At 46.9% G+C, this 24471-nt stretch carries 10 protein-coding genes; 5 read left to right on the forward strand and 5 right to left on the reverse strand.

Annotated elements, in window-relative coordinates; all coding sequences use genetic code 11:
* The first annotated feature begins 1 nt into the window (after position 1).
* Together AC3CH3_RS04530 and hflX are read left to right on the forward strand one after the other, a co-directional pair.
* Positions 2-1114, forward strand: a complete 1113-nt coding sequence (locus tag AC3CH3_RS04530; RefSeq protein ID WP_488537818.1) for an ABC transporter ATP-binding protein — start codon at positions 2-4, stop codon at positions 1112-1114.
* Positions 1115-1393: 279 nt separating this feature from the next.
* Positions 1394-2761, forward strand: a complete 1368-nt coding sequence (gene hflX / locus AC3CH3_RS04535) for a GTPase HflX (protein ID WP_017056924.1) — start codon at positions 1394-1396, stop codon at positions 2759-2761.
* Between the two features lie 108 nt (positions 2762-2869).
* Here the strand turns inward: hflX and pfaD are convergent, their stop codons facing one another.
* Genes pfaD through AC3CH3_RS04555 form a run of 4 tightly spaced genes read right to left on the reverse strand, consistent with a single transcriptional unit; the run spans position 2870 to position 20326 of the window.
* Positions 2870-4507, reverse strand: coding sequence for an eicosapentaenoate synthase subunit PfaD (pfaD, locus tag AC3CH3_RS04540; protein WP_488537819.1), 1638 nt, complete (start codon positions 4505-4507; stop codon positions 2870-2872).
* 38 nt (positions 4508-4545) lie between these two features.
* Positions 4546-10470: a hotdog fold thioesterase gene (locus AC3CH3_RS04545; RefSeq protein WP_488537820.1), complete on the reverse strand. Its 5925-nt coding sequence runs from the start codon at positions 10468-10470 to the stop codon at positions 4546-4548.
* Positions 10467-12509, reverse strand: a complete 2043-nt coding sequence (locus AC3CH3_RS04550; RefSeq protein WP_488537821.1) for a PfaB family protein — start codon at positions 12507-12509, stop codon at positions 10467-10469. The genes AC3CH3_RS04545 and AC3CH3_RS04550 overlap by 4 nt, the downstream gene beginning before the upstream one ends.
* Positions 12509-20326 (reverse strand): phosphopantetheine-binding protein, encoded by a 7818-nt coding sequence (locus AC3CH3_RS04555; RefSeq protein ID WP_488537822.1) that lies wholly within the window; start codon positions 20324-20326, stop codon positions 12509-12511. Before AC3CH3_RS04555 ends, AC3CH3_RS04550 begins: the two co-directional genes overlap by 1 nt.
* A gap of 721 nt (positions 20327-21047) precedes the next feature.
* Between AC3CH3_RS04555 and AC3CH3_RS04560 the strand changes: the two genes are divergently transcribed.
* Complete coding sequence (locus AC3CH3_RS04560) at positions 21048-21881, forward strand: 4'-phosphopantetheinyl transferase family protein (protein WP_488537823.1); 834 nt, start codon at positions 21048-21050, stop codon at positions 21879-21881.
* Positions 21882-21901: 20 nt separating this feature from the next.
* On the opposite strand, the gene AC3CH3_RS04565 is transcribed toward AC3CH3_RS04560, so the two are convergent.
* Entirely contained in the window at positions 21902-22309 is a 408-nt protein-coding gene (locus AC3CH3_RS04565; RefSeq protein WP_488537824.1) for a thioesterase family protein, read from the reverse strand.
* Between the two features lie 346 nt (positions 22310-22655).
* On the opposite strand from AC3CH3_RS04565, the gene AC3CH3_RS04570 reads away from it, so the two are divergent.
* Both AC3CH3_RS04570 and AC3CH3_RS04575 read left to right on the forward strand, forming a co-directional pair.
* Entirely contained in the window at positions 22656-23651 is a 996-nt protein-coding gene (locus AC3CH3_RS04570; RefSeq protein WP_019824797.1) for a TRAP transporter substrate-binding protein, read from the forward strand.
* A 64-nt stretch (positions 23652-23715) separates the two neighbouring features.
* Positions 23716-24471: a TRAP transporter small permease gene (locus AC3CH3_RS04575; protein ID WP_488537825.1), complete on the forward strand. Its 756-nt coding sequence runs from the start codon at positions 23716-23718 to the stop codon at positions 24469-24471.

The raw sequence follows: 24471 nt of genomic DNA on the forward strand, positions 1-24471 counted from the left end.
CATGGCAACATTAGATTTAAAACAGATCCGTAAAACCTATCGCAACGCGGACAACGAAACGTTAAAGGGCATCGACATCAGTATCGATTCGGGGGAATTTTTGATACTTGTCGGCCCTTCGGGGTGTGGGAAGTCCACCCTAATGAACACCATTGCTGGGCTCGAAAATATTAGCTCGGGTGAGATAGTGATTGATGGTATAGACGTTGCGCAGGTTGAACCTAAAGATCGCGATATCGCGATGGTATTTCAGTCTTACGCGCTTTATCCAAACATGACGGTACGCGGCAATATCGCTTTCGGTTTGAAGATTCGTAAGATGCCTCAGGATGAGATCGATGCAGAAGTAAATCGAGTGGCTGAAATGCTGCAAATCGAACAGTTGCTGGATCGTAAGCCATCGCAGCTTTCTGGTGGTCAGCGTCAACGTGTCGCGATGGGACGCGCTCTTGCTCGTCGTCCTAAGCTTTACCTATTTGATGAACCGCTTTCTAACTTGGATGCCAAGCTGCGTGTTGAGATGCGTCATCAGATAAAACGCCTGCACCAGAAGCTCAATACCACGATCGTTTATGTAACCCATGATCAGATCGAGGCAATGACACTGGCTGATCGCATTGCAGTAATGAAAGATGGTGAGCTACAGCAGCTCGGCACACCGCAAGAGATCTACACCAAACCTAACAATATGTTCGTGGCTGGCTTTATGGGTTCACCGTCAATGAACTTCATTAAAACCATGGTGGACTTGGATGAGGAACAGAATCCGATTATTAAAGTGGTCGGTACCGCAGATCAAGAACACCATATTCGTTTGCCACAAAGTATGCGTGACCAAGATGGCAAGGAGTTAGTGATTGGGCTGCGTCCAGAACACATTACCGAACAGGAAGGTGATGATGTTTCTGCCTCCACAAAGCTAGACTTACAGCTGGAGGTATTGGAACCGACAGGGCCAGATACTATCACTATGGTCAAAGTGAATGACCAAGAAGTTGCGTGTCGATTGTCACCGGAATTTGAGGTATCAGTTGGGCAAATGGCATCGCTGCATTTTGACCTATCCAAAGCCGTATTCTTCGATGCTCAAACCGAAGCGAGAATCGATTTCTAATTTCTAGTTGCTGAGTTAGTTTAACAATCAAAGTTCATGTCAAAACCAAAGGCAGTATCACCAACGAGTAATAAGTAAGGTGATGCTGCCTTTTTCGTTGTTTTAGCCGCTTTTTATTCCTCACAAAAACAGAGGGATAACCAAGTTAAATGCTTTAACAGCAATAATATCGCGATTTAGTATCTCTTAGCCCTATAAAGCTGACGTAGAACAGCGTAGGATCGACTTAACTTTAGACCAAATACTAGGTTGCACTTTGGTGCATAAACAGAAGAATACATGAAACTAACAGCAAAACCCTCAGCTAGTAACGCTTTACTTATTTCTATTACGACACCGGACTTCAAAGGTGACGAAGCAAAAGAGTCTCTTGCCGAACTTGCTCGCTTAGTAACAACCCTAGGGTTTAAAGTGGTTGGTACTCAATCGCAGCACCACAGTTCAGCTCAACGACAAAACGTGTTGGGTGCTGGTAAGCTTGCGGAAATTGCTCATCTAACCGGTTACCAAGGTTCGATTGAAGAAGCAGAAGATGAAGACTTCCTTGATGAATCAGGTCTATTTGATTCAGAAATCGACGAGCTAGATTTTGATGATCTTCCAACGGGCAATTTCCAATACGGTGCCGCTGATGTTGTGGTCTTTGACTGTGATTTAAGCCCATCTCAACTGCGCACTGTTGAGGCGAGTTTGGGTGTGGAAGTATTTGACCGTACTGGCATCATCATCGAAATCTTCAGCCGTCACGCTCGTACTCGTACTGCTCGTCTGCAAGTTGATATCGCTCGTCTAAACTACTTAGTGCCGCGACTTCGTGAAACGGCTGAGGGTGATAAAGAGCGTCAAATGGGTCAGGGCGCTGGTGAAACTTCGCTAGAGTTAGACCGTCGTAACGTACGTGACCAAATTGCTGCGCTTAAGCGTGAGCTAGTAAGCGTACAAGATGAAATGAAGACCCGACGCACAAGGCGCGCGGAGCTTTTCACTGTTGCTTTAGTTGGCTACACCAATGCCGGTAAATCTTCGATGATGCGTGCAATGACCGCAACCGAAGTGGTGGGTGAAGATAAACTGTTCGCAACGTTAGACACCACGGTTCGTGCGCTTCAGCCAATCACTCAACCGCGTATCCTTGTTTCAGATACAGTGGGTTTCATCAAGAAACTGCCACACGATCTTGTTGCTTCGTTCCACTCAACACTAGCAGAAGCGCATGATGCTTCATTGCTGCTTTATGTCGTTGATGCGTCTGACGTTTCATTCCGCGCACAACTTGATGTGGTACATGACGTATTGGCACAAGTGGGCGTTGAAGGCAGCGAAAAACTATTAGTGCTGAATAAGTGCGATAGATTGACTGAAGAGCAGCAATTAGAGCTGATCGAAGAATTCCCAGATGCGATGCTAACGTCAACTCGTGATCCTCTGGATATCACGAAACTGCACAAGTACATTGTGGGTGTTGCTGAAGAAGGCATGATCGAAGAAGAGATCACGATTCCTTATTCTGGCCAAGGCATCATTGGTGAGATTCGCTCAAACATGAGTGTGGTGAAAGAAGAGTATGACTATGAGTGTATTAAGTTGACCGTTCGCTCTAGTGAAATTGACTTAGCTCGACTGAAAAAGCGTATGCAGAAATCTTGATCGTCTATCTAGTTTAGATAAGAACGTCCAAAGAAAAAGCGACCTAAGTGGTCGCTTTTTTTATTGCTTGAGCCTAGCTAATCTAAGTTTAGCTAACTCATGAGTTACTTACGCCATTCTTTGTATCGGCTTCCAACGTGCTAGCTCTGGATCAAGCTTGATACCTTGCGAAGTCAGCAGGTTAACACGTGCTAAGTAAGCCGCACCGTGCATTAGGTGTTTTGCTAGGTCGACTGCATTACGCTGCTGGTAATCATCTAGGTAGCTGTCTTTCGCCCATGCGTTGAATGCGCCAAGTGCAGGGCCAGCCCATACTTGGTAATCCATTTCACGACCTTGTTCACCTGTGTTTGACCAGCGGCTAGAAAGCCCTAAGTACCAACGGAAAATCAAAGCCATTTTACGTTTAGGATTGCCTTCAGCACGTTCGATCTGTTTAGGGTCACGCTCGTTAAAGTGCGCCACAGTCCCTGCCCAAATATCATCCAGTGTTGAACGGAAGACTTGCTTCTCAAGCTTCAGGCGCTCTTCTACTGGAATCGCTTCAATCGAGTCATAACGTGTATATAGCTCATACAGTTTGTTGGCACGCATTGGGAACAAGGTGCCACGCTTAACCACTTGCAGTTTTACGCCCATTTCGAACATGTCTGCCGCTGGAGCCATAGTCACGTCAGCCATTTCAGTTGTCGAAAGCAGCTTACGTGTGTGTTCGCTCGCGCCAGCCTCGACACATGCTTGGTTGATTGAACCGGTAACAATGTAAGCTGCGCCCATGTTAAACGTCGCTAGAGCAGCGTCAGGCGTACCTACGCCACCACCACAACCGACACGTAGCGGAGTTTTGAATTGGTACTGAGCTTGGATCTGTTCTTTTAGTGCCAGAATCGTTGGTAGTAAGGTAACCAGTGGACGATTATCGGTGTGACCACCTGAATCGGCCTCTGCTGTAATGTCATCAGCCATAGGAACAAGCTGTGCCAGTTCCATCTGTTCTGTTGTGATTCGGCCTTCATCAACCAAAGCTTGCAGCATTTTCACAGGAGCAGGCTGCATGAACTTACTTGCGACTTCAGTACGGCTTACCTTAGCAATAACCTTGTTGCCAATCTGAATCTCACCTTGTGCATCGCGGCTAAGGCCAGCGGCACGATAGTGAACGATTTGCGGTGTTAGACCTAAGAAGGCAGAAGCCTCAACCGTTTTTACTTTATGTTTCAAAAACAGCTCAACACTGCCGCGCTCTAGTGCGGGTTCGCTTGGGCTGTGAATCAGGTTAAACGCGTAAGGACCGTTTGGCAGTGCAGCTTGAATGCGGTTAATCGCTTGCTCAACACGAGACGGGATTAAACCCGCCGCGCCAAATGAACAAAGAATGCCAGCCTGACCAAGCGCAATCACTAACTCTTCAGATGAAATGCCGTTTGCCATTGCTCCTGCGTAGTAAGCGTATTTTACGCCGTGGCAGCGACGAAAGTCTTCGTCGCCTAGGCTTTGTGTACCAAGAGCGGGAGCAAATGCGCTAACAGGTTGGCTGTTCGCAGAGCTTGCTGAATCGCCTGATGCAATCTCAGCTTGTTGGCTTACGCCTAGGCCTTTTTCTGGGTGGTTCACTACGTAACAAGCAAGGCTTAAATCTTTCAAGATTGTCGACATTGCTGTGTTATCGAAACGCGTTGTGTTCTCTTCGATCTGCCAAGGCCACGGAGATAGCTTTTCGTTATTGATTGTAGTTTGAGTTGTCATACTAAATTCTTTCCTAATTCTCTGTCTCTAATGGCGACTTATGCTTTCTTGATACCAGGAGCTTTATCGATAGCAGGGGCTTCTTCGATACAAATCGCGATGTCTTTCACTTCGTAAATACGTAGACCATCTTTACTCAGGTTTGCGTCACCAACGATGATGCGTTTGCCGTCTTCGTCTTTAATCGCAGTGATGTGTACATCCAGAGACATCTGTTTGTTCAGAGGGTTAATCTGACCACGGTATTTCCATTTCACTTCAGATTGGATTTGACCGAACTTCGGATTACGGAAGCCAGCGCCAAGATCTTTGTTTAGCGCGTAGGTTTGCATTAGTTCGATGATCGCTTCGACACCTAGAGAACCTGGCATTACCGGATCTTGATGGAAGTGGAACTGGAAGAACCAATCGCTTGGATCAATCGTACGCTCAGCGTATAGGTAACCCAGACCGTTTTTACCACCATCGCTGGTGATCTGCACCGTATCGATAAAGTTCAAGCGACCGCCAGCCAATTGGTAGTGCTCTTGCACTTCACCCGTAGCAGAAACAGGTGCATTGAAGTAACGCGTTGTTTTATCTAGCAGGTTGATGTTTACATCCGGCGTGCGGTTGTTATCAACGTGCCAAGGGTGAGTCACTTTACCGTTGTCCAAACCAAGTTGATCTTTCAGCGCAGCGCCTTTGAAGTAACCAAATACCGCCGTACCTTGGTAGAAAGGCACGCCGTCAGTGCTCAGTTCGAAGCTGAAGCTCTGTACGATGTTGGTGCCCATCATTACGGTTGAAAGCAAGCGAGAATCATTGGTAATCGTTTTGCCACGTAAGTCGACGTTACGCAGCATTTTGCCGCTACCATCTAGGTTACGGAAAAACAGTTCTTCACCTGGGAAGCCCAGAGTGGTGCCCATGTAGCCAGAGATGAAGCCGTTTGGCTGCAGTGAAATCTCCATCAATACCGAATAAGGCATCAAGGTATGGTGGCTGTTTTCATCAAAGTACCATGCATTTTCTGGCACTTCGTATTCAGCGATACACGATGAAGGTTTCTTGAAGTCGCCACGTTTACCGTCGATCTCAACAACACGAGTGGTTAGCTGTAGGTCGCCACATGGAGTACGTGGTGGAATCATTCCACGGTAGATTGAGAAATCAGGGCCGAAACATTTCTCGATATCGCCAGTCGCGAATTCGAACATGTGGTATGGAGTGAACGGAACCGTATCGGGTGTGCGGTTCGGGTAATCAGGAGTCACCGGAGCTTCAACGTGTTGAAGAGGAACGACACCTTTGTTTGGTGCAGTTTCTAGGTCTTCAATTTGAGCCATAAGTGGCGCATTTACTGAAGCTTGTTGGTTCACTGCTGGCGTATGGCCCAAGTTTTCGATAGCAGGGGTCGCTACAGCTGTTTCTAAAGAAGGCAGGTAACGAGTACATTCGTCGTCTTCTTTGATCATCACACCCAAGTTTTGGAAATCAACGATCACTTTGCCGTTGAGCAAAATATCGATGTTAGCTTTTGCGTATGGGCGAGGGCTTAGACCAATCTCAGTCACTTCCATGCGGTACGTCAGCTCTGCCGATTGTGGTAGAACTTGACCACGACAGCGTACTTGTTGAGGGGCATTTTCAAGCGGTTGGAAACGACCATTTTGAACAAGCGTATGCATGCCAAGGTGCATCATGAAGAATTGAAGCAGTTGACCACAACCTTCTGCCATCAAAGAACCAGCCATTACTGAGTCATCTTTGAAGTGACAAGGGAAGTACCAATGCTCAGGCTCTAGCTGTTTGTGACCTTCAATCAGACCAAGTCCCCATGTACCGCCTTGCGGTTCAACACGGCTAACCTTTTCGATCATCATGAACTTCTCTGAGCTGAAGCACAAAGAAGGCTGGTGGCGATCAGATTGGTGAGTTGGGCCAAAACACTCTGTAATGTTTGCAGTCAGCAGGTGGCGCAGTTCTTGGTGGTTAAACTGGGTTTTAGGACAGTGCAACATAGGATCGAAGCGTTGCCTAGTTGCCAGCTTACGAGCCTTGATTTCATCTTCAGTATGAATCACACCTTTGCCATCTGCTAGCTCTTCATCAGTGAAGAAGCCCGCACAGCCGTTATCCATTTTCAGGATCATCTTGTCGCCAACGAAACATTCGTACGAGAAGAAGAACAGCAGCGTGTCGCCATTGCGAGCAAAGCTGTTGATTGAGATATCGTAACGCAGCGTATCGCCACCACGAGGCAAGTCACCAAGGAAAGTTAATGTGCAATCAAGCAGACGATAAACACGCTCACCTTTGTTTTCGAAATCAATACCTAAGTAGCTGATCAGCATTAGGTCACACTGACCAGATTCAACTGCAACAGCCCAAGGGATCTGACCATCAACAAGATATGGCGCATCAACTGGGATGTCGTATTCGGTGGTCATGGTGCTTGGCTTGTACTCGTTAACGGTCGCGTTGAGCTTGGTTACACGAGATACCAGTAGGTAGTCGGTGGTTGGCAAGCGAACGCGGCGCGAGTAGCTATCGATGATCGCGTAATCAGGGCCAAATACGTTCGCAATATCGCCTTCAGCGTATTCAACCAGATCATCGTAATCCCAGATACATGGCTTACGGATAGGTTTTATTGGTGCTGGCGTCGCAAGTACGTTGACTGGCGTTGACTGAACCTGAGCTGGTTGAGCTTGAACAGGCTGAGCTGGTGTTTCGGTTGAGCTATCTATACCAGACGTAATTGCGTTTAACTGTGCTTTTAATAGCGCATCAGCCATTTGCATGCCTTGGGCACGAGTGTGCAGGAATGCTTTGTGTACCTGTTGAGCTGCTTGCTGATTTTGAGCAAAAGCTTGGTTGTGTGGTGTTACAGACGGCTTTAATGCTGCATCCGTATTAGCGTCGATTTGAGACGCGCCATTTTTAGCGGATAGGACATGAGTCATATTGCTGTGGTTACCTGTTAGCTGACTGTGGCGAGTTGGCGCCAGAGTAGGGGATACTGATGTAGGAGTTTCGATGACTGGCTCTACCGCGTTCTGCGCTAATGCATTCTTCTCTAACTCTTTTTGCGCAAGGGCTGCTTGAATGCTTGCTGTCGTTGGAATCGACGCCACTCTTGCTGCTTTTTTACCAGAAGCTTTCTGTTGAATCGTTGCCAAGTTGGTCACTGGGGTTTGGGCAATATGTTGATAAATATCGCGACCACCAAGAGTCACTTGCTTAACCAATTGACGTTTAGCATCGCTCGCCAGTTCACTGTTCAAACGAACCGATAGTGACTGAGATTCAACACTCGATTGGCTTAGTAGCAGCTGTGAACATTGTCCTTCGCTGATGTTGGCAACAATCGCACTCTTAGAACTGATATTTGGATTCAGAGGTGCAAGGTTCAGGTTGAGCAGACCGTGTAGCAGGCTTGCCATACCAGAAGCTGCAGAGCAATGACCAACACGTTGACTCGCTTGAGTGGTCTTGGTAACCCCAAAGTTGAGAGATACAAGCTCGTGTGATGAAGATTCTGGTGCATGGTTAAGCTCAAGCAGAGATACATCGCTTGAGCTGATGCCGACTTGAGTCATTAACTCATCAGCAACGGCGTTGTTACGCTCACTTGAACCAAAAGCCAAGGCTTTGATGCTGCCGTAAGCCGCATCTTGGTTGCTCGCTACTTGACCTTCTTCCACAAGAACAATTGCACCTGCGCCTTCGCCCACATTCCAATTGCCGTCTTGCGGTTGGCCGAACTTTGGAGAAAGTGACACTGGGCTCACGCTGTTCTTGAGAATCACATGTTCCGCACTGCCGCTTAGGTCGACGGCTGCAATCACGACGGCATCCATCGATTCTTGCGACATTAGGTTTTGCGCGACATCGATACAACGAGCAACTGACTGTTCAGCGGCTGAAATCGTAAAGGCAGGGCCGTTAAAGTCCCACAATGAAGAGATACGCGAAGCCATGATGTTGCCGATGAAACTGGTGTATTGGTTCAGCTTGGCTGCGTCCATCACACTGTCCATCGCGATGGTTTCTAGCGCTTGGTATTCGTCTTGAGTTAGTTCGATACCCATGTTGGCAAAGCTGTCAGCCAATTGGCTATGCAGGTTTACGCGCCCACGGAATTGGTGCATCTCAAGCTCTGTTTCCATCGCAACTAAAACCGCAACCTTTTGGCCTGCAACAAGCTTGGCATCTTTGATGGCTTCGTCTGCAACTTTCATCAGTAGCAACTGCTGAGAGATCAAACGGTCATCTTCGTTTGGCGGCACTTTAAAACGTAGGAAATCGAGATCGAATTGGTCGATGTACGCGCCGTTTGGAATGCCGCGTAAACCAAACTGATTCAGTAGTTCTGGATGTTGGTCTAAGCCTTTCCAGCGTTTCTTAGGCAAGGCAATGAAAGCATCGTTGTTGGTTTCAATCGCAGTGCTCAGTGCATTGATACTTTGCAGAGAACCGAAGTGAGACGCGAGGCCAGTAATGCTTAAATTAGGCGATTGTAGGCTTGGAGATGCTGACTCTAGAGCCTGGTTTGCATGACCCGTGCCTGAATACGCTTCAAGAAGTAAGTGAGCGTTACAACCACCGAAACCAAATACAGAAACACCCGCGCAGCGCTCTGAGTTGCCCGCTTTACTTGGCCAAGGTTGCACTTGTGTTGGTAGCGTCTGTGAGCCAAACAAACCTTCTGGCGACGATAGTGGCTTGTCCAAGTTAATACTTGGCGGAAGCACGCCTTCTTTCATCGCAAAGATCATTTTCATGATCCCCGGCATACCCGCAGCAGTCAGTAAGTGGCCGAGGTTTGACTTCGCAGAGCCAATCAATGGCGGGTTAGAACCATTCAATTTGTCAGCAAAGAATCGCTCCATTGAGGTTAACTCAACCTTGTCACCTAATGGTGTGCCAGTTGCGTGACACTCAATCACTTCAATGCTGTCTGGTGTTAGGTTTGAAGCCTCGTAAGCGCGTTCAAAGGCTTGTACTTGTCCTTTGCTGTTTGGGCTTAATACGAACTGGCCACGGCCATCGTTCGACAAGCCAATACCGCTGACGACTGCGTAGATATTGTCGCCATCACGCTTTGCATCAGCCAAACGTTTTAGCACTAAAACACCGGCACCTTCGCCAGCAAACAGACCTTTACTATTGCTATCAAAAGGAACCGAAACACCGTGGTCAGGGTAAGCGTGGAAGATCGAAAAACCCATGTTGATAAAGAATGGGTCAGCACCGGATACCGCGCCTGCCAACATCATGTCGGCCTTGCCCGTGTTCAAGTAATCACAGGCTAACTTCAATGAATACACTGAGCTTGCACATGCCGCATCTAGGCTAAGTTGCACGTTGCCTAAACCTAGCGCATCAGCCACTAACTTAGAGGCGTTGTGTGCTGCAGCACCGTTGATCGGGTTGAGGTCTTGAGCGTTTTCATTGGTTGGTAGCAATGAAAATTGGTCATTAGCCAATTTACCTTTAAGTGCTTTCTCGACCACCGAGTGATACATCGGCAGAAACAGATCGTTTGAGCGTGTGGTTGGGAACGAAAGGGCACCCATGATCACGCCTGTGCGTTCTAAAACATCGGCATTCAGATCAATGCCAGCGTCGACTAACGCCTTACGACTGGTATCCAAAGCCCAAAGGAAACTCTGGTCAACACCGTTGAACGATTCTTCTGTTAAGCGGTAGCCATTGCTATCGAAATTGAAGTTTTCGATGTAGCCGCCTTTATCACAGTAAAAGCGGTCTGACTCACCTTGCACACCCTGATAGCTTTCAGGTTTAGCGCCTAACTTTTCAGCGCTTAATGTGGTTCGAGAATCTTTTTTATTCAGCAAGTTTTGCCAGAAGTCTTTTGGCGTGTCAGCTTCTGGGTATTGGTTAGCAATACCGACAATCGCGATCTTATTGCATTTCACTTGCTGCTTATTTTGAGCCTGATATTGAGAACTCATACTAGCTCTCCTTGATGATTCACTGCGCTGCCTTGAGACACACCACTTAATTGCTTAGCGGTGGTGATCTGTTGTTCTAGCCCTTGAATAAGTGGCTCGACAGACAGTGGAATTTGATGAGTAATGAGCTGACCAATGCATTTGATGAGCGTGACAACATCGTCACCGCCTTTGGCATTGGAAGCGATTGTGCAATATTGGTCTGCTACGTTGTCGCTACGATTGATCTTGTCGATCAATGTGCTGGTTTGACGATCGGCACCGACTTCTACAAACAGACGAGCACCTTGCTGACGCGCACTCTGAATCAACGCGGTGAAATCCAGCGTCGAACAGAAAGTATCGGCAATCGAAAGGGCGATGCTGTCGCTGTCTATATTGATTGGTTTGCCAGTCGGTAGACCTGCTGCGCTGATAAAGCGGATATGCTTTGGCAACTCGTCGAACAGTGGTTGAGTGTAAAACTCACGCACTTGGTTATGCTGACTTAGTGCTGGTGTGGTGTGCATTGCGGTAACACGATTCGCGGCAATGCCTCGTTTACCAAGCTTTTTGAGCAATGCACGACATGTGCTTTCACAACCGGCCAGTACGCAAGTGTCACCTTGGATGATAGCGAGATAAGCACGCGGAAACTCTGGTAACAGAGCCTCAATCGCTTGCGCATCACTGCGAACCACAAAGCTGTTCCATTGGATGCTTTCGTCGTCGTTCAGCTGCCAATCTTGACGCACTGCGGTGAGTTCACCAGAAATAGCCGTCGTGAAAATAGGGCTAGTTTGAGTCATCTCAATCAGCGCATGTGGGTTTTTCCAAACATTTAAGCTCGCCCACATGGAGGCTTCACCCTTGGAGTAACCCAAAGCGAAATCTGGCTGTACTTTGAATTCATCACATAGCAGTTGTGTTAACAGATAACTACTGCCGACACCGGCAATTGCCAGTTCACTGAGCGACATTTCTTGCGCGTCGTCAGCGTAGGTTTTTTCAGCCTGTAGCATCTCTTTCAAGTTACCTTCGCGTTCTAAGCGAGCAAATAACTGTGGGAAATGGTGGTGAAATTCGCGCAACATACCGGGATAAACCGTGCCAACACCAGGGTAAACAAATGTAACGCCACCTTTACTTTGAGGCTTCGGTGAGAAACAACTGCCCGCTGGCGTTTTGTATTGGCTATTGTCAGCCATTACTTTTGGCAACGCATTTTCTAGCGCAGTGATCTCTTGTATTGCAGCCTCAATTGAAGCCGCTTGAATCACGATGTTCGCACCAACGCCAGCATTGTGCTGAACGCTTTGGAAGTGGCTTAGGTTTGAATGCATCAAGTTGGCGATAGCAAGTTCGCTGTCCGCAGAATCGCTAATGCATTTAAGCTCTTCTCTTAACGAGGTTAACTTAGAAACCAATTCAACTTGGTCATTGCCAGAAACCACAAACATCAAACGTTCGCTGGATAGCAGTGGCTTTGGTTCTTGCAAACCGGTTGCTTGAGTCAATATCAGGCTGGTGGATTTCTTGTTTTTTTCGCTGAAGGTTAACGCAGCAACACGTGCTTTGTTCGGCTCAGTGAACCAGTAATGGTTAGGTAATGAACGGCTCGATATCGCCTCAACTATATTCAACAACTCATCAAACTGCTGCGAAGCAGAAAGTGCAGAATATTGTTGTTGATGGCTTAAGTCTGAAGCGGGGCGGCGTGACATCTCTAGAGCAAGCTGAACGCTATCTCCATTATTTAGATCGAGAGCTTCGACAAAGCCCGCTAAATTCGCGTGTGGGTGAATCTTATTCTGAGCAGCGATCAGCGCACTCAACATCAACAATGATGGTGAGTGAGAATCCAAACAAAGCTTAACCATACTGCCTTGATTGACTGCCTCAATCGCTTGAGTAAGTGCTTGATTAAAATTGCCATCAACCACAACAGTCATTATGTCTGGGAACGAGGGGAATAAGTCGGCAGAAAGCTCAGCCGCATTTGCTGGCTGAGCTAAAAGAGCGATGCGTAATGGCATCGCTTTATTAGAAGGAACAGTCACTATGACAATTGCTCCTTTTCTGGGTTCTTAGTCGCTTCTTTCTTCGATACTGCTGAGCTAGACTTCGGCAAAAATGCGTCGTTTAAGCTCTTGCTGATGGTGACTTTTGCACCTTTCATTACTGCGCTTAAACGACCATCTTGGTGGTAAAGCGAGATATCAGCTTGCAGCGAACGAGCCGTGCTTTTTATCACGCTCAGCTCTAGCCAACCTTGGTCACCATCGTGCATCGGTGCGTAACAAATAAACTCACCGATTGCAGACGGTAGGCTTGCCGCGCCGTATTTCAATCGAGCCCACACCAACATGGCTTGCAACAGATAATCTTCAGCAAATGGCTGGCTATCGCCAAAACCTTGCTTAGGAATAAATGATCCGCAGTCGCTGTTTTCAATCTGAGGCAACTGGCATTGAACCAATAAGCCTAAGTCGTCAAAGCGTTCAACTGAGGTAATACCTTGCAGTCTTGGTCCGTGAAACAGAGTGCCGTCACTGTATAGAACTTGTGCCGTTGTTACAGGTGCTGAAGTGTTGGTTTCAAAGCGTTTTTCTGATGCTTGTTGAACATCTTCAGACACTTGCACAGAGGCAACTTGCAACTGAGCTTGATACTGTGGTCGCCCTTGGCAACTGATCACTGCTTTTAGCTGATCTTTTGATTTAGCATCAGAAGAAAGAACCAGTTTCAGCTCTTGCACTTCATCAGTCTCAAAAATCACACCCTTAAGCAGTTTGTAGTTGTGAACGCTAACGTTCACCCCTAACAGTTGCTCTGCCACTTCACGCATCCATTGGATGGCACACACTGTCGGTAACACTGGGTTACCGGCAATGCAGTGATCTTGAATGAAAGGCAAAGCCTTAGGATCAAGATGACGTGTCACAGTGATGCTTGTATTCAGCGGACTCTTTGCAAGATGCACAGACTCCGCATTAAGCTTTTTTACAGCAGCTTCCTTGTTGTCAGAACCTTGCATGCTCGTACCAACCAGCAGTTGAATGCCAGTTTCGTTCAGTAGTTGAGAACTAAACAGCTCTGCACCTGCCTGAAGAGGAATTACGTACACGCCGCGCTCTGTGAACATACGTTTCAGTGCTGCGTTGACCATGCCACCGTCCCACGGTCCCCAGTTGAAGCTCATCACTTTCGCTTGAGGGTTGCGAGCAGACAATTGTAGAGCCGCTTTGTTTAGGATCTCGTTAGACATCGAGTAATCACTTTGGCCAGTGTTTCCGTAGAAACCCGCCGCCGAAGAGAACATCGCAATCAGTTTTAGCTTGCTGCTATCAAGACCACCAAGAACCGCTTCTAGTCCGCCTACTTTCGTGCCGTAAACCATGTTCAGTTCATCAAGTGTTTTATCTTGAATGTGCTTGTCAGCCAGTACGCCTGCACCGTGGATAAGACCCGTGATGCCGTCGAAATTCGCCAGTGTTTTCGCTACAGACTCATGGTTCGATACATCTAAGCTTAGGTATTCAGCGCTCGCGCCAATCTCGTTGAAAGCGGCAAGTGCTGCGTTGATTTCAAGGCTGCTCAATACTGGTTTTAGTAAGGCATCAACTTTCTTTGGCGTTGGTTTGTCACCTGTTGCTTGTAGGTGAGCAATAGCCGCTGGTTTTAGCTCTTTCTCTTGTTTGCCTTGTGCCCACTGAGGTAGCTCAGCTGAAGTAATATGCTTACTACGACCTGCAAGAATGAAGTGAGATTTGCATTGCTTAGCAAGCGTCAGTGCACATTCAAACGTTACGCCTTTAGCGCCACCTGTCACGAGAACTTTGTCGCTCTTGGTGAGTTGAGCACCTGTGTTTTTGGTTTGAGCAGCACCTGGTGTTGCCGCAATCAATGTTGCACGACCAGATTCACCGTTTTCTGCATGGCTAAGGCCGATTTCAACCGTGTTGGTATCGATATCGAACAGTTCACCTGTGATAGCTTCAGCTAAGTGACGAGCATCAATAGAAGCGTCAGCATCCAATGCGCGGCAGAACACGTTTGACCATTCATGGCTCAGTGTCTTAGTTAGACCAGACAACGCGGCTTGGTTGAGTTCTGCATTCGCTAATTGCTTAGTATCTAGGTAACCAAAGCCACCATCGATACGGCTTAGCGTGAAGAACACACTACGACCAGAAACGGTATTCAGCTGACCATTTAGGTGCTTCGCGAATAAGAACGCTGTGGTTAGTGAAGCTCTTGAGTCTGCATTCAAGTTAACCGCTTGCTCGTTGCTTTGTTTCGCATCAACGATAGCTTGTAAATGAATGAAGCCAGCAATCACTTTGTTCGACGTTTTAAGGTCTGCTTCGATGTCGTTAATCACAGCTGTCACACCAGCATCATCGACGCTGTTGAGTGTGTAGCTTGCGATTTCACTGTTTAAAGGTGACGCGGCAGAAAGAGCACTACGCACTACAGCAACTTGAATGCCGTTAGCGGTCAACTTTTCTGCTAGAACACCAGCGTTGTGACCATCATCTGTGATCACGACACAAGCGTCTTTTGAGAAACAATCGACGAGTTTATCTGCCGCTGGTAGCTTTTTTAGCGCTACCTCATTGTGTGGAGGAAGTTCCGCTGTCGCTGTTTCTGCGATAGGCGTTACTGATTCAGCTTTAGCAGTCGCTACAGGTGCAGCAGCGGATAGCTTGCTTTGCATGTAGGTAACGATTTCACCAAGAGTCCGACACTCAGCTAAGTCTTCAGGGTTTAGCTCTGGCAGCGTTGGTAGCTGGTCTTGAACCGTACCCAAGATCTCAACGCGTTTGATTGAGTCGATACCAAGGTCTGCTTCCATGTCCATCGCTAGGTCGAGCATTTCTGCTGGGTAGCCTGTTTTGTCGGCAACCACTTCCATCATTGTGGATTGAACATGAGCAGGGTTTAGGTCGTTACTCGCGCTTTCTACAGTTGCTGCAGCGATTTCTGTACTCGTAGTAGCAGTAGCGCCTAGCTTACTATTCATGTAGTCAACGATTTCACCCAGAGTACGACACTCGGCGAGATCTTCAGGGTTTAGCTCTGGCAATGTTGGTAGCTGGTCTTGAACTGTACCAAGGATCTCAACACGTTTGATTGAGTCGATGCCAAGGTCAGCTTCCATGTCCATTGCTAGGTCGAGCATTTCTGTTGGGTAGCCCGTTTTATCCGCTACTACGCTCAGCATTGTGCTTTGAACTTGTTCTGCGTTTAAACCGTTTGATACTGCTTGTACTGGTGCAGATACTTGAGCCGCTACTGGAGAAGAAGCCGGAAGCTTACTGTTCATGTAGTCAACAATTTCGCCTAGAGTGCGACATTCAGCTAAGTCTTCAGGGTTTAGCTCTGGAAGAGTCGGTAGCTCGTCTTGAACCGTACCTAGGATTTCAACACGCTTGATTGAGTCGATACCAAGGTCAGCTTCCATGTCCATTGATAGGTCTAGCATTTCAGTCGGGTAGCCCGTCTTCTCTGCGACCACTTCTAACATCGTTTTCTGAACGACAGCCGCATCTAGTCCGTTGTTAGATGTTACCGGAGCAACTACTGCTGGTGCTTGTGAAGACACGGGAGCAGAAGCTGGAAGCTTGCTGTTCATGTAGTCAACGATTTCGCCAAGAGTACGACACTCAGCTAAGTCTTCAGGATTTAGCTCTGGAAGAGTAGGCAGTTCATCTTGAACCGTACCAAGAATCTCAACACGTTTGATTGAGTCGATGCCAAGGTCAGCTTCCATATCCATTTCTAGATCAAGCATTTCCGTTGGGTAACCTGTCTTCTCAGCAACCACTTCTAGCATGGTTTGTTGAACGACTTTCGCATCAAGGCCATTAGCTACAGCAGCTGCTTGAACTGGTGCTGCTTCACTAGTTGAAACTCCAGAAGGCATCTTGCTGTTCATGTAGGTCACGATTTCACCAAGAGTACGACACTCAGCCAAATCTTCCGGGTTCAGTTCAGGTAGGTTTGGCATCTCGTCTTGAACGGTACCAAGGATCTCTACGCGCTTGATTGAGTCGATACCAAGGTCAGCTTCCATGTCCATTTCTAGATCAAGCATTTCCGTTGGGTAACCCGTTTTCTCAGCGACCACTTCTAGCATCACTTTTTCAGCACCTGCTGATTGTACTGCTATTGGTGCAGCCACAGGAGCTGGTTGTGCTTTAACTGGCACAGGTTGAGTTGCAACAGGCGCTGCCGCTTGAGCGGCTACTTGTGGAGCAGGAACGGCTTTCTGTACCGGAGCTTGTTGAGCTGTTGCATTTTGAACCGGTGCAGCTTGAACTGACGCGGCTTGTACAGGAGCAGCTTGTACTTGAGCTACAGGCTGTTGGACGATAGCTGTTGGAGTCGCTTGAATCGCTGGCTGAGCATTTACAGACGCAACGAAGGTTGGTTGTGCCGTTTGTACTGAACCTTGCGTCAGCATATTAAGTGCTGAGTTGTTGCTGTGCGCTTGCATTTCTAGGTAATGAGCGTGCGCTTTTAGCGTTTCAGCTTGGTGCTGGTGGAACATTTCCATAGAACGCTGTAGGTTATCAGGAATTGCTACGCCTGCTGTTGCCATTTTCGCTTGCTCAGACATTAAGGTGTTGAATGTGTCACCGTATTGCTGAGGAATCGCCAAGAATTGCTGATGTACTTCTGCTGCTTGTTGTTGAGCATTGAAGAACGACTGCAGTGAAGATTCATCAACCGTTACGTTAGACGGGGCTGTTTGAACCACTTGAGGCTGCTGAGCTGTTGTTGCTACTTGTGCGCTTGGTGCTGGAGCAGCTGACTGTTGTACATTTGAAGCTTGAGGAGCAGCCACAGGTACTTCAACGATTTCTGTTTTAATCACTTCTTTTTCCACGATTTTCTCGACTTCAACTTTCACTTCAACAATCTCAGTCTTTTCGGTGACGTTGCCCGAAGCCAATGATTGATCCATTTTCTTACGAGTAGCAGGGCTGATGTAGTTGGTTGCATTCAGCTTGATGTTCATTGGTGATGCCTTCGCAGGTTCAGCAATGTCAGCTTGGTAAGGGTCAATGTTGTCTAATGAAATACCTGCCACGCACAGTTGAACCGCAGCTAAGCGAAGCTGTTGGTCACTGTCGCCTTTAGGGTTTGGGTTGATGCTGATTGCGTAAAGCTCTTCGTTCTTATCAGCCAATGTTTTCTCAACCAGCTTTTGAAGAATGTTCTTCGGACCGAACTCAACGAATATACGCGCACCGGCTTCATACATCGCTTCAATTTGCTCGCTGAAACGAACCGATTGCAGCATGTGTTGCTTGAACGCTTTCTTGATCGCTTTAGCGTCTTTGCTGTGCAGTTTGCCCGTTGCGTTCGAGTAAAGCGGTAGCGTTGGAGCGCTGAATGAAGCTTTATCAATTGCAGAAGCAAATGGTTTTTGAGCGTGAGCAACAAGCGGTGTGTGGAAAGCACCAGACACTGGCAGAGCTATCGCTTTGAAGCCTAGTTCTGTTAGCGCTTGTGCTGCTTGTTGAACGGTTGCTGTTGGACCTGCAATAACCAGTTGAGTCGGAGCGTTGTAGTTGGCAATGCTCACGCCTTCGAATTGGCTGATGCAGCTTTCAACGGCTGGAAGTTTGCCTGCGTCTAGGATGACCGCAAACATAGTACCGCTGTCGCCTTGTTCTGGTGTCGCTGCCATCGCATCGCCACGAGCGAAAGCTAGCTGGTAGTAATCGTCTTGCGAGATAACACCCGATGCACATAGTGCACTTAGCTCACCAAAGCTGTGTCCTGCGACCATGTCGGCTTTGAAGCCAGCTTGAGTCATGATGTCGAACTGACCCATAGACACAGTACCAATCGCACTTTGAGCATTGGCTGTGTTGGTCAACACCGCTTCTTGAGCTTTGGTTGCTTCTGGTGTGAAGGTTGGAATTGGGAACATAATTTGCGACAGAGCCGTTTTCTTGTGCTGACCAAATACTTGATCCGCTTGAGCAAGCTGTTGACGCATTTCAGGGTAATGACAAGCAAGCTCGCGACCCATATTTAGGTATTGCGACCCTTGACCTGCAAATAGCGCTGCCACTTTGCCTGCACCATTTTCTGCAATCAGTGCCGATTCACGGTAGCTAGTGCCGTTTGGCATCTGCCAATGTGCTTTGGTTTGGCTCTCAAGCATAGAAACCGCTTGAGTCAGTTGCGCTTGAAGGTCTGCTTGGTCAGTCACGACTAAACCAATACGAGCATGCTTAGCGTCAACTTCGCGTAGAGCGTGTTGCTCAGCAAGCGTTTCTAGTTTGAACGCAGCATCGGCAGCTTGAGTTGAAACCTGCTTGAGCTCATTGATCAGTGCTTGACGAGATTCAGCGCTGAAGAACAGAGTTTGCGGCACTTGGCGCTGACGGTATTTATCACCGCGAGCGTGTTCTGGCGTGTACTCTTCCAATACAACGTGGAAGTTAGTACCACCAAAACCAAATGAGCTGATACCTGCACGGCGTGGTGTGCCATCAACACGTTGCATCCAAGGACGCGTTTGTGTGTTTAGGTAGAACGGTGAGTTCTCGATATCCAACTTAGGGTTTGGAGCCGATACGTTGATCGTTGGCGGCAGTACTTTGTGATGCAGTGCTAATGCAGCTTTGATTAAACCTGCAGTACCCGCGGTTGATTTAGTGTGACCAATTTGAGATTTCACAGAGCCTAACGCAATGTGTTGCTTCTCTTCATTGTTCTCACTGAATACCGAGTTTAAGCCACCAAATTCAGCCACATCGCCTGCTGCTGTACCTGTGCCGTGCGCTTCTAAAAGACCAAGTGTGTGTGGTGCGAAACCAGCATCATCGTAAGCACGTTTCAGAGCTTTTGCTTGTCCTTCAGGGCGAGGCGCGTAAATACTTTTGAACTTGCCGTCTGAAGAAGAACCGACACCTTTGATTACGGAATAGATTCTGTCGCCATCGCGCTCTGCATCTTCAAGGCGCTTAAGAGCAACCATGCCAATACCTTCACCAATCATCATGCCTTTTGAGTCGATGTCGAAAGGTTGAATGGTTTCATTGGTGGTAAACGCAGGTGTTTTAGAGAAGCTCATGTACATGGTTGGCGAGTTATCAGTACACACACCACCTGTGATCATCATTTCACTGCGGCCTTCAACCAGTTCACTTAGAGCCATACGCATTGCAGCCAGAGAACCAGCACATGCAGCGTCTACTACACAGTTGATGCCACCAAGGTCAAAGCGGTTAGCAATACGACCTGAAATTACGTTACCCAATGAACCCGGGAATGAGTTCTCTTCCCAGTGGATGTATTGGTCTTGGAATTTTTTGATTAGCATTTCGCTGTCTTCGTCGTTGATGCCACTGCTCTTGAAGACTTTTTTCAAAACAGGGTATTGAAGACGAGCATTCAAGCTTTGAGCGATCTTCTGACCACCACCAACACCGAGCGTAATACCGATCTTATCGCGATCATAGCCTTCAGGAAGTTTTGCATCTTCAAGTACTTCCTTTGCCACGATCAGAGAAAGCAGCTGTGACGTATCAGTCAGTTCGAGGATATTTGGCGGAAGGCCGAACTCCATTGGGTTGAAGTCCACTTCAGGGATGAAACCACCGCGCTTACAGTAAGACTTGTCTGGCGTAGTACGATCTGCATCGTAGTAATCTTCTGGACGCCAGTGCGTATCTGGTACTTCGGTAATTGCATCGATCTTTTCGCTGATCAAATCCCAGAACTTGTTTAAGTAACGAGAGTTCGCAAACATGCTTGCCATACCAACGATAGCAACTGGCATATCTTTAAGGCGTTTATTGAGTCGAGTGTCGTCGACTGATTCCGGTGTATTTTTTTCGGGTTGGCTCATTATGAGTCTCCACTTGAAATCACTGAGGGCGATGTCGTGTTTTGAGGCTGCGCTTTTAATTGAATCGAAAATAAATCTGAAACAGATTTGGGCAAACGCAGCTGAAGAGTAAGGCTGCCGAAAGTTGGCCACCTGACTGAAATAGGGAGTGCGAAGTTCATTGACTTGCAGACGTTGAGAACGTGTTTCATGCGTGAAGGGGGTATTCGAATGTGAGGGTAATGTCCATTTAAATCCTGTCCAAAGTACTGCTTAACGGAAAGCAGTTATCCGCAATGAAAACGTGTGAATTTGTTTAATGGTTGAGCAGGCTACCCGAGGTGAGTTGCCGATACAATGCTCCCAGAGGCCACTATGATCTGTTCAGACCAGATGAAATTTGTGTGTTTTTGAATTTTGTATTTTTAATGTAATTAACTTGTTGATAATTAATGGGTATGACTTGTTTTTTAGTGTTTATACTCTATATTTTGACTTGGTGAGATCTATGTCAGATTTTTGTAAGTAACATTTAATAGATGCCTGTTCCGTAAGGCTAAGTGTGATCTGTGTTTTAATTTGTTATTATTTGAAAAATTAGTTTTAAGTCCGCATATGAAGGGTGTTTCCTGCCCAAATTCTCTATGTTTCTCTCAAAATATAGGTGAGTTAAATTTGTTCGTTTTGATGTTTTATTGATGGCTTTATGAAGAGTGGTTTTTAAGAAGTGAGTGCTAGAAAGATGGAAACACCAGTCGTTGATTTGTGGCTTTGTTCTCTAAGCGATTTGGATGAAGGTACTGAGCATGTGTCGCGCCTCAAACAGAAACTTACCGACGATGAAGTCGCCAAGGTTGAACGTTATCGAATGCCTTCATCTCAGATCCAAGCGCTCTATGTTCGTAATTATTTGCGAGAGGTGTTGTCGTTCTACTCTGATTTAGCGGCTGAAGAGTGGCGGTTTGAGTACGGTGAGAAAGGCAAGCCAAGCTTGATCGCAGAGCAGCAATACAAAACCGGACTGAATTTCAATATTAGCCACAGCCAAGAGCATTTACTGATTGCTGTCTGCCAAACGAAAGGGCAATCACTACAGCTTGGCGTGGATATTGAACATGCAAGAAGCTCGACCAACATAGCGGCGATTATGAAGCATTACTTTTCAGAGTTTGAGATTAACGATTTACTCGAGCTGGATGAGCTATCTCAAAGAGAACGTTTTTTTGATTTGTGGGCATTGAAAGAGTCTTACATCAAAGCGACAGGAAAGGGATTGGCCACATCATTGAAAAGTTTTTCGTTCGATTTCTCTAATTTGACCAAGCGAACATTTTTGACCAAGCAAGTAGTGGAACTCGGCTCATCGGATGCTAAATCAGGCTTGGATAGCGAAATCAGGCTACATAGCGGGATTGGGTTGAATTTGGATTCTGCTCAACAAGACGATAGCTCTACAGATTGGCAGTGTTGCTTAGGTCGGTTGGATGAACAGTATCGGTTTGCGGTGACGCTTGGCGGGAATTTGCTACCCATGCAGATAGAGATGAGAACCTTTTCGTCGTCTCACCTCTTTTAAGCTAGCTTGGTGAGGGGAAGTTAGCTCGTTTCGCCAAGCATCGCTTTTAATACTTCAGCGGGTACAGGCTGAAGTTGTTTGTCTTTATCTAGGCAAACCATCTCGATATCACCAATCACGGCGGGTTTGGTCGCATCTTTACGCCATACCTCTTGTCGCCATAAGGTTTTGTATTTGCCATCGATTTCAAAAGAGGTTCGGATGTCGCAGATCTCAGCGAACTCAACCCCATCTTGAAAAGTCATGTTGGCTTTATAGACCGCAAAACCTAGTCCATGCTCATTCCACAATTCCGCCAGTTTATCGCTACCCAAGACGTGTTCGCGTGCACGCTCGAAGTATTTAAGAAAGTTAGGGTGATAAACCACACCAGAGTGATCGGTATCTTCATAGTAAATTTGTACTGGGTGATGGTAGATCTGACTCATGGGTAGCAACTCTTGGTAAGTAGTGGGACAGTAAATCTGGCTAAGTTGTGCAGCACTCTACAGGATAGGTCGAAATTACTTCAAGACATCATCGGTAATGTGGCTTTTGGTCAGACCTCATTCATTACTATTACATTGGTCAGCTTCCACCCATTTACAAATATTCTATGTGTCATTTTCCACCCATTAATTTTTGTAGCGAGTTAGCGACAACTGCAAGCAGATCTGATGAAGCCTTGTGGTTAAAGGCTTGTTAATGAATTGTGTTAATGTGGCGCGCTAATTGCCTTAGTGAAAGCACGCAGTTCCCATTGAAGGGCTGCTTTGTTTACTAAGGAGAATAATAATGTTTAAGCCTCTTACCCTGCTGTCTGTATCTGCTCTGGCGCTCACAAGTTTTAATGCTGCTGCAAACTGTGACCCTGGTGAAATAGTGATTAAATTCAGTCACGTAACCAATACCGATAAGCACCCGAAAGGCATCGCCGCTTCTTTACTGGAAGAGCGAGTAAACACGGAGATGAATGGCAAAGCTTGTATGCAAGTTTTCCCTAACTCAACACTTTACGATGATAATAAGGTACTGGAAGCCCTGTTAAATGGTGATGTTCAAATGGCGGCGCCATCGCTGTCTAAATTTGAGAAATTCACTAAGAAATACCGCATTTTTGACCTTCCTTTCCTATTTGAAGACGTAGAAGCCGTTGACCGTTTCCAAAACTCAGAATCTGGTGAAAAGCTGAAGAACGCGATGAAGCGTCGTGGCCTGCAAGGTCTCGCGTTTTGGCACAATGGCATGAAACAGATGTCGGCGAACAAACCTCTTATCAGCCCTGAAGATGCAAAAGGTTTGAAATTCCGTGTACAAGCATCAGACGTATTGGTGGCTCAGTTTGAACAACTAGGCGCTAACCCACAGAAGATGTCTTTCAAAGAAGTGTACGGTGGCCTGCAAACCAAGGTTATCGATGGCCAAGAGAACACATGGTCAAACATCTACGGTAAGAAGTTCTTTGAAGTACAAGACGGCGTGACTGAAACCAATCACGGTATCTTGGATTACCTAGTTGTAACGTCAAACGCCTTCTGGAAAGACCTACCTGAAGATGTACGCACACAGCTTGGCACTATCGTTCAAGAAGTGTCTGAGACGCGTAATGCAGAATCTTCAAAAGTTAACCTAGCGAACAAAAACAACATCATTGAAGCGGGTGGTGAGGTTCGTACACTTACGCCTGAACAGCGTGAAGCATGGGTAGCTGCACTTCAACCAGTATGGAAGAAGTTTGAAAAAGACATCGGTTCAGACCTTATCGATGCAGCGTTAGCTTCAAACCAATAACACCGCTAAGGGAGTGGCGAGTATTCGTCACTCCTTATTAAAACAATTATAAGCGGAGTCAATTATGGAAAAGCCTCAAATGGAACAACCAAATTCTAGCGAATCAGCACTGGAAACCTCTCTTTTTTCCAAAGTCGGAAGAGTTACGGATGTGATTGAAGAGTCATTAATCGCATTTTTCCTTGGCGCAATGACGCTACTTACTTTTGCCAACGTGGTATTCAGATACGCATTCAATGGCAATATCTTGTGGGCACTAGAACTGACAGTGTTCATGTTCGCTTGGATGGTGTTAGTGGGCGCATCTTATGGCGTTAAAAAACACTTCCACATTGGCGTTGATGTCATCATTAACCTTGCCCCAGAAAAGCTACGTAAAATGTATGCGTTAATTGCCGTTACAAGCTGCCTGGCCTTTTCAATCCTACTTCTTATCGGTTCTTGGAATTATTGGTACCCGTTCGCGACCGATCGTGCATGGTATGAGACCGATGATATTCCAATGCCCGAGATGCTTCAGTTTCTTTCTGACTGGATGAATGAAGGTGAGCGATACGAGAAACTGCCACGTTTTATTCCTTACATGGCACTACCTATTGGTATGGCAATGCTGACGTTCCGATTCATCCAAATCGCTTATCAAGTGGCGACGGGCAAGCTTGACCGCATGATTGCAGGCCATGAAGCCGAAGAAGAGCTGGATGCATTGAAAGCTGATGTGTTGGCGGGTTCTGATGAAGACGCGACAGCGGTATTGGATTCGACTAAGCAAAACAAGGCGAATGAGTCGGGTACAAAATCTAACGGTAAGGGAGACTAA

The sequence above is a fragment of the Vibrio sp. QJM3NY_35 genome, from assembly GCF_057785915.1.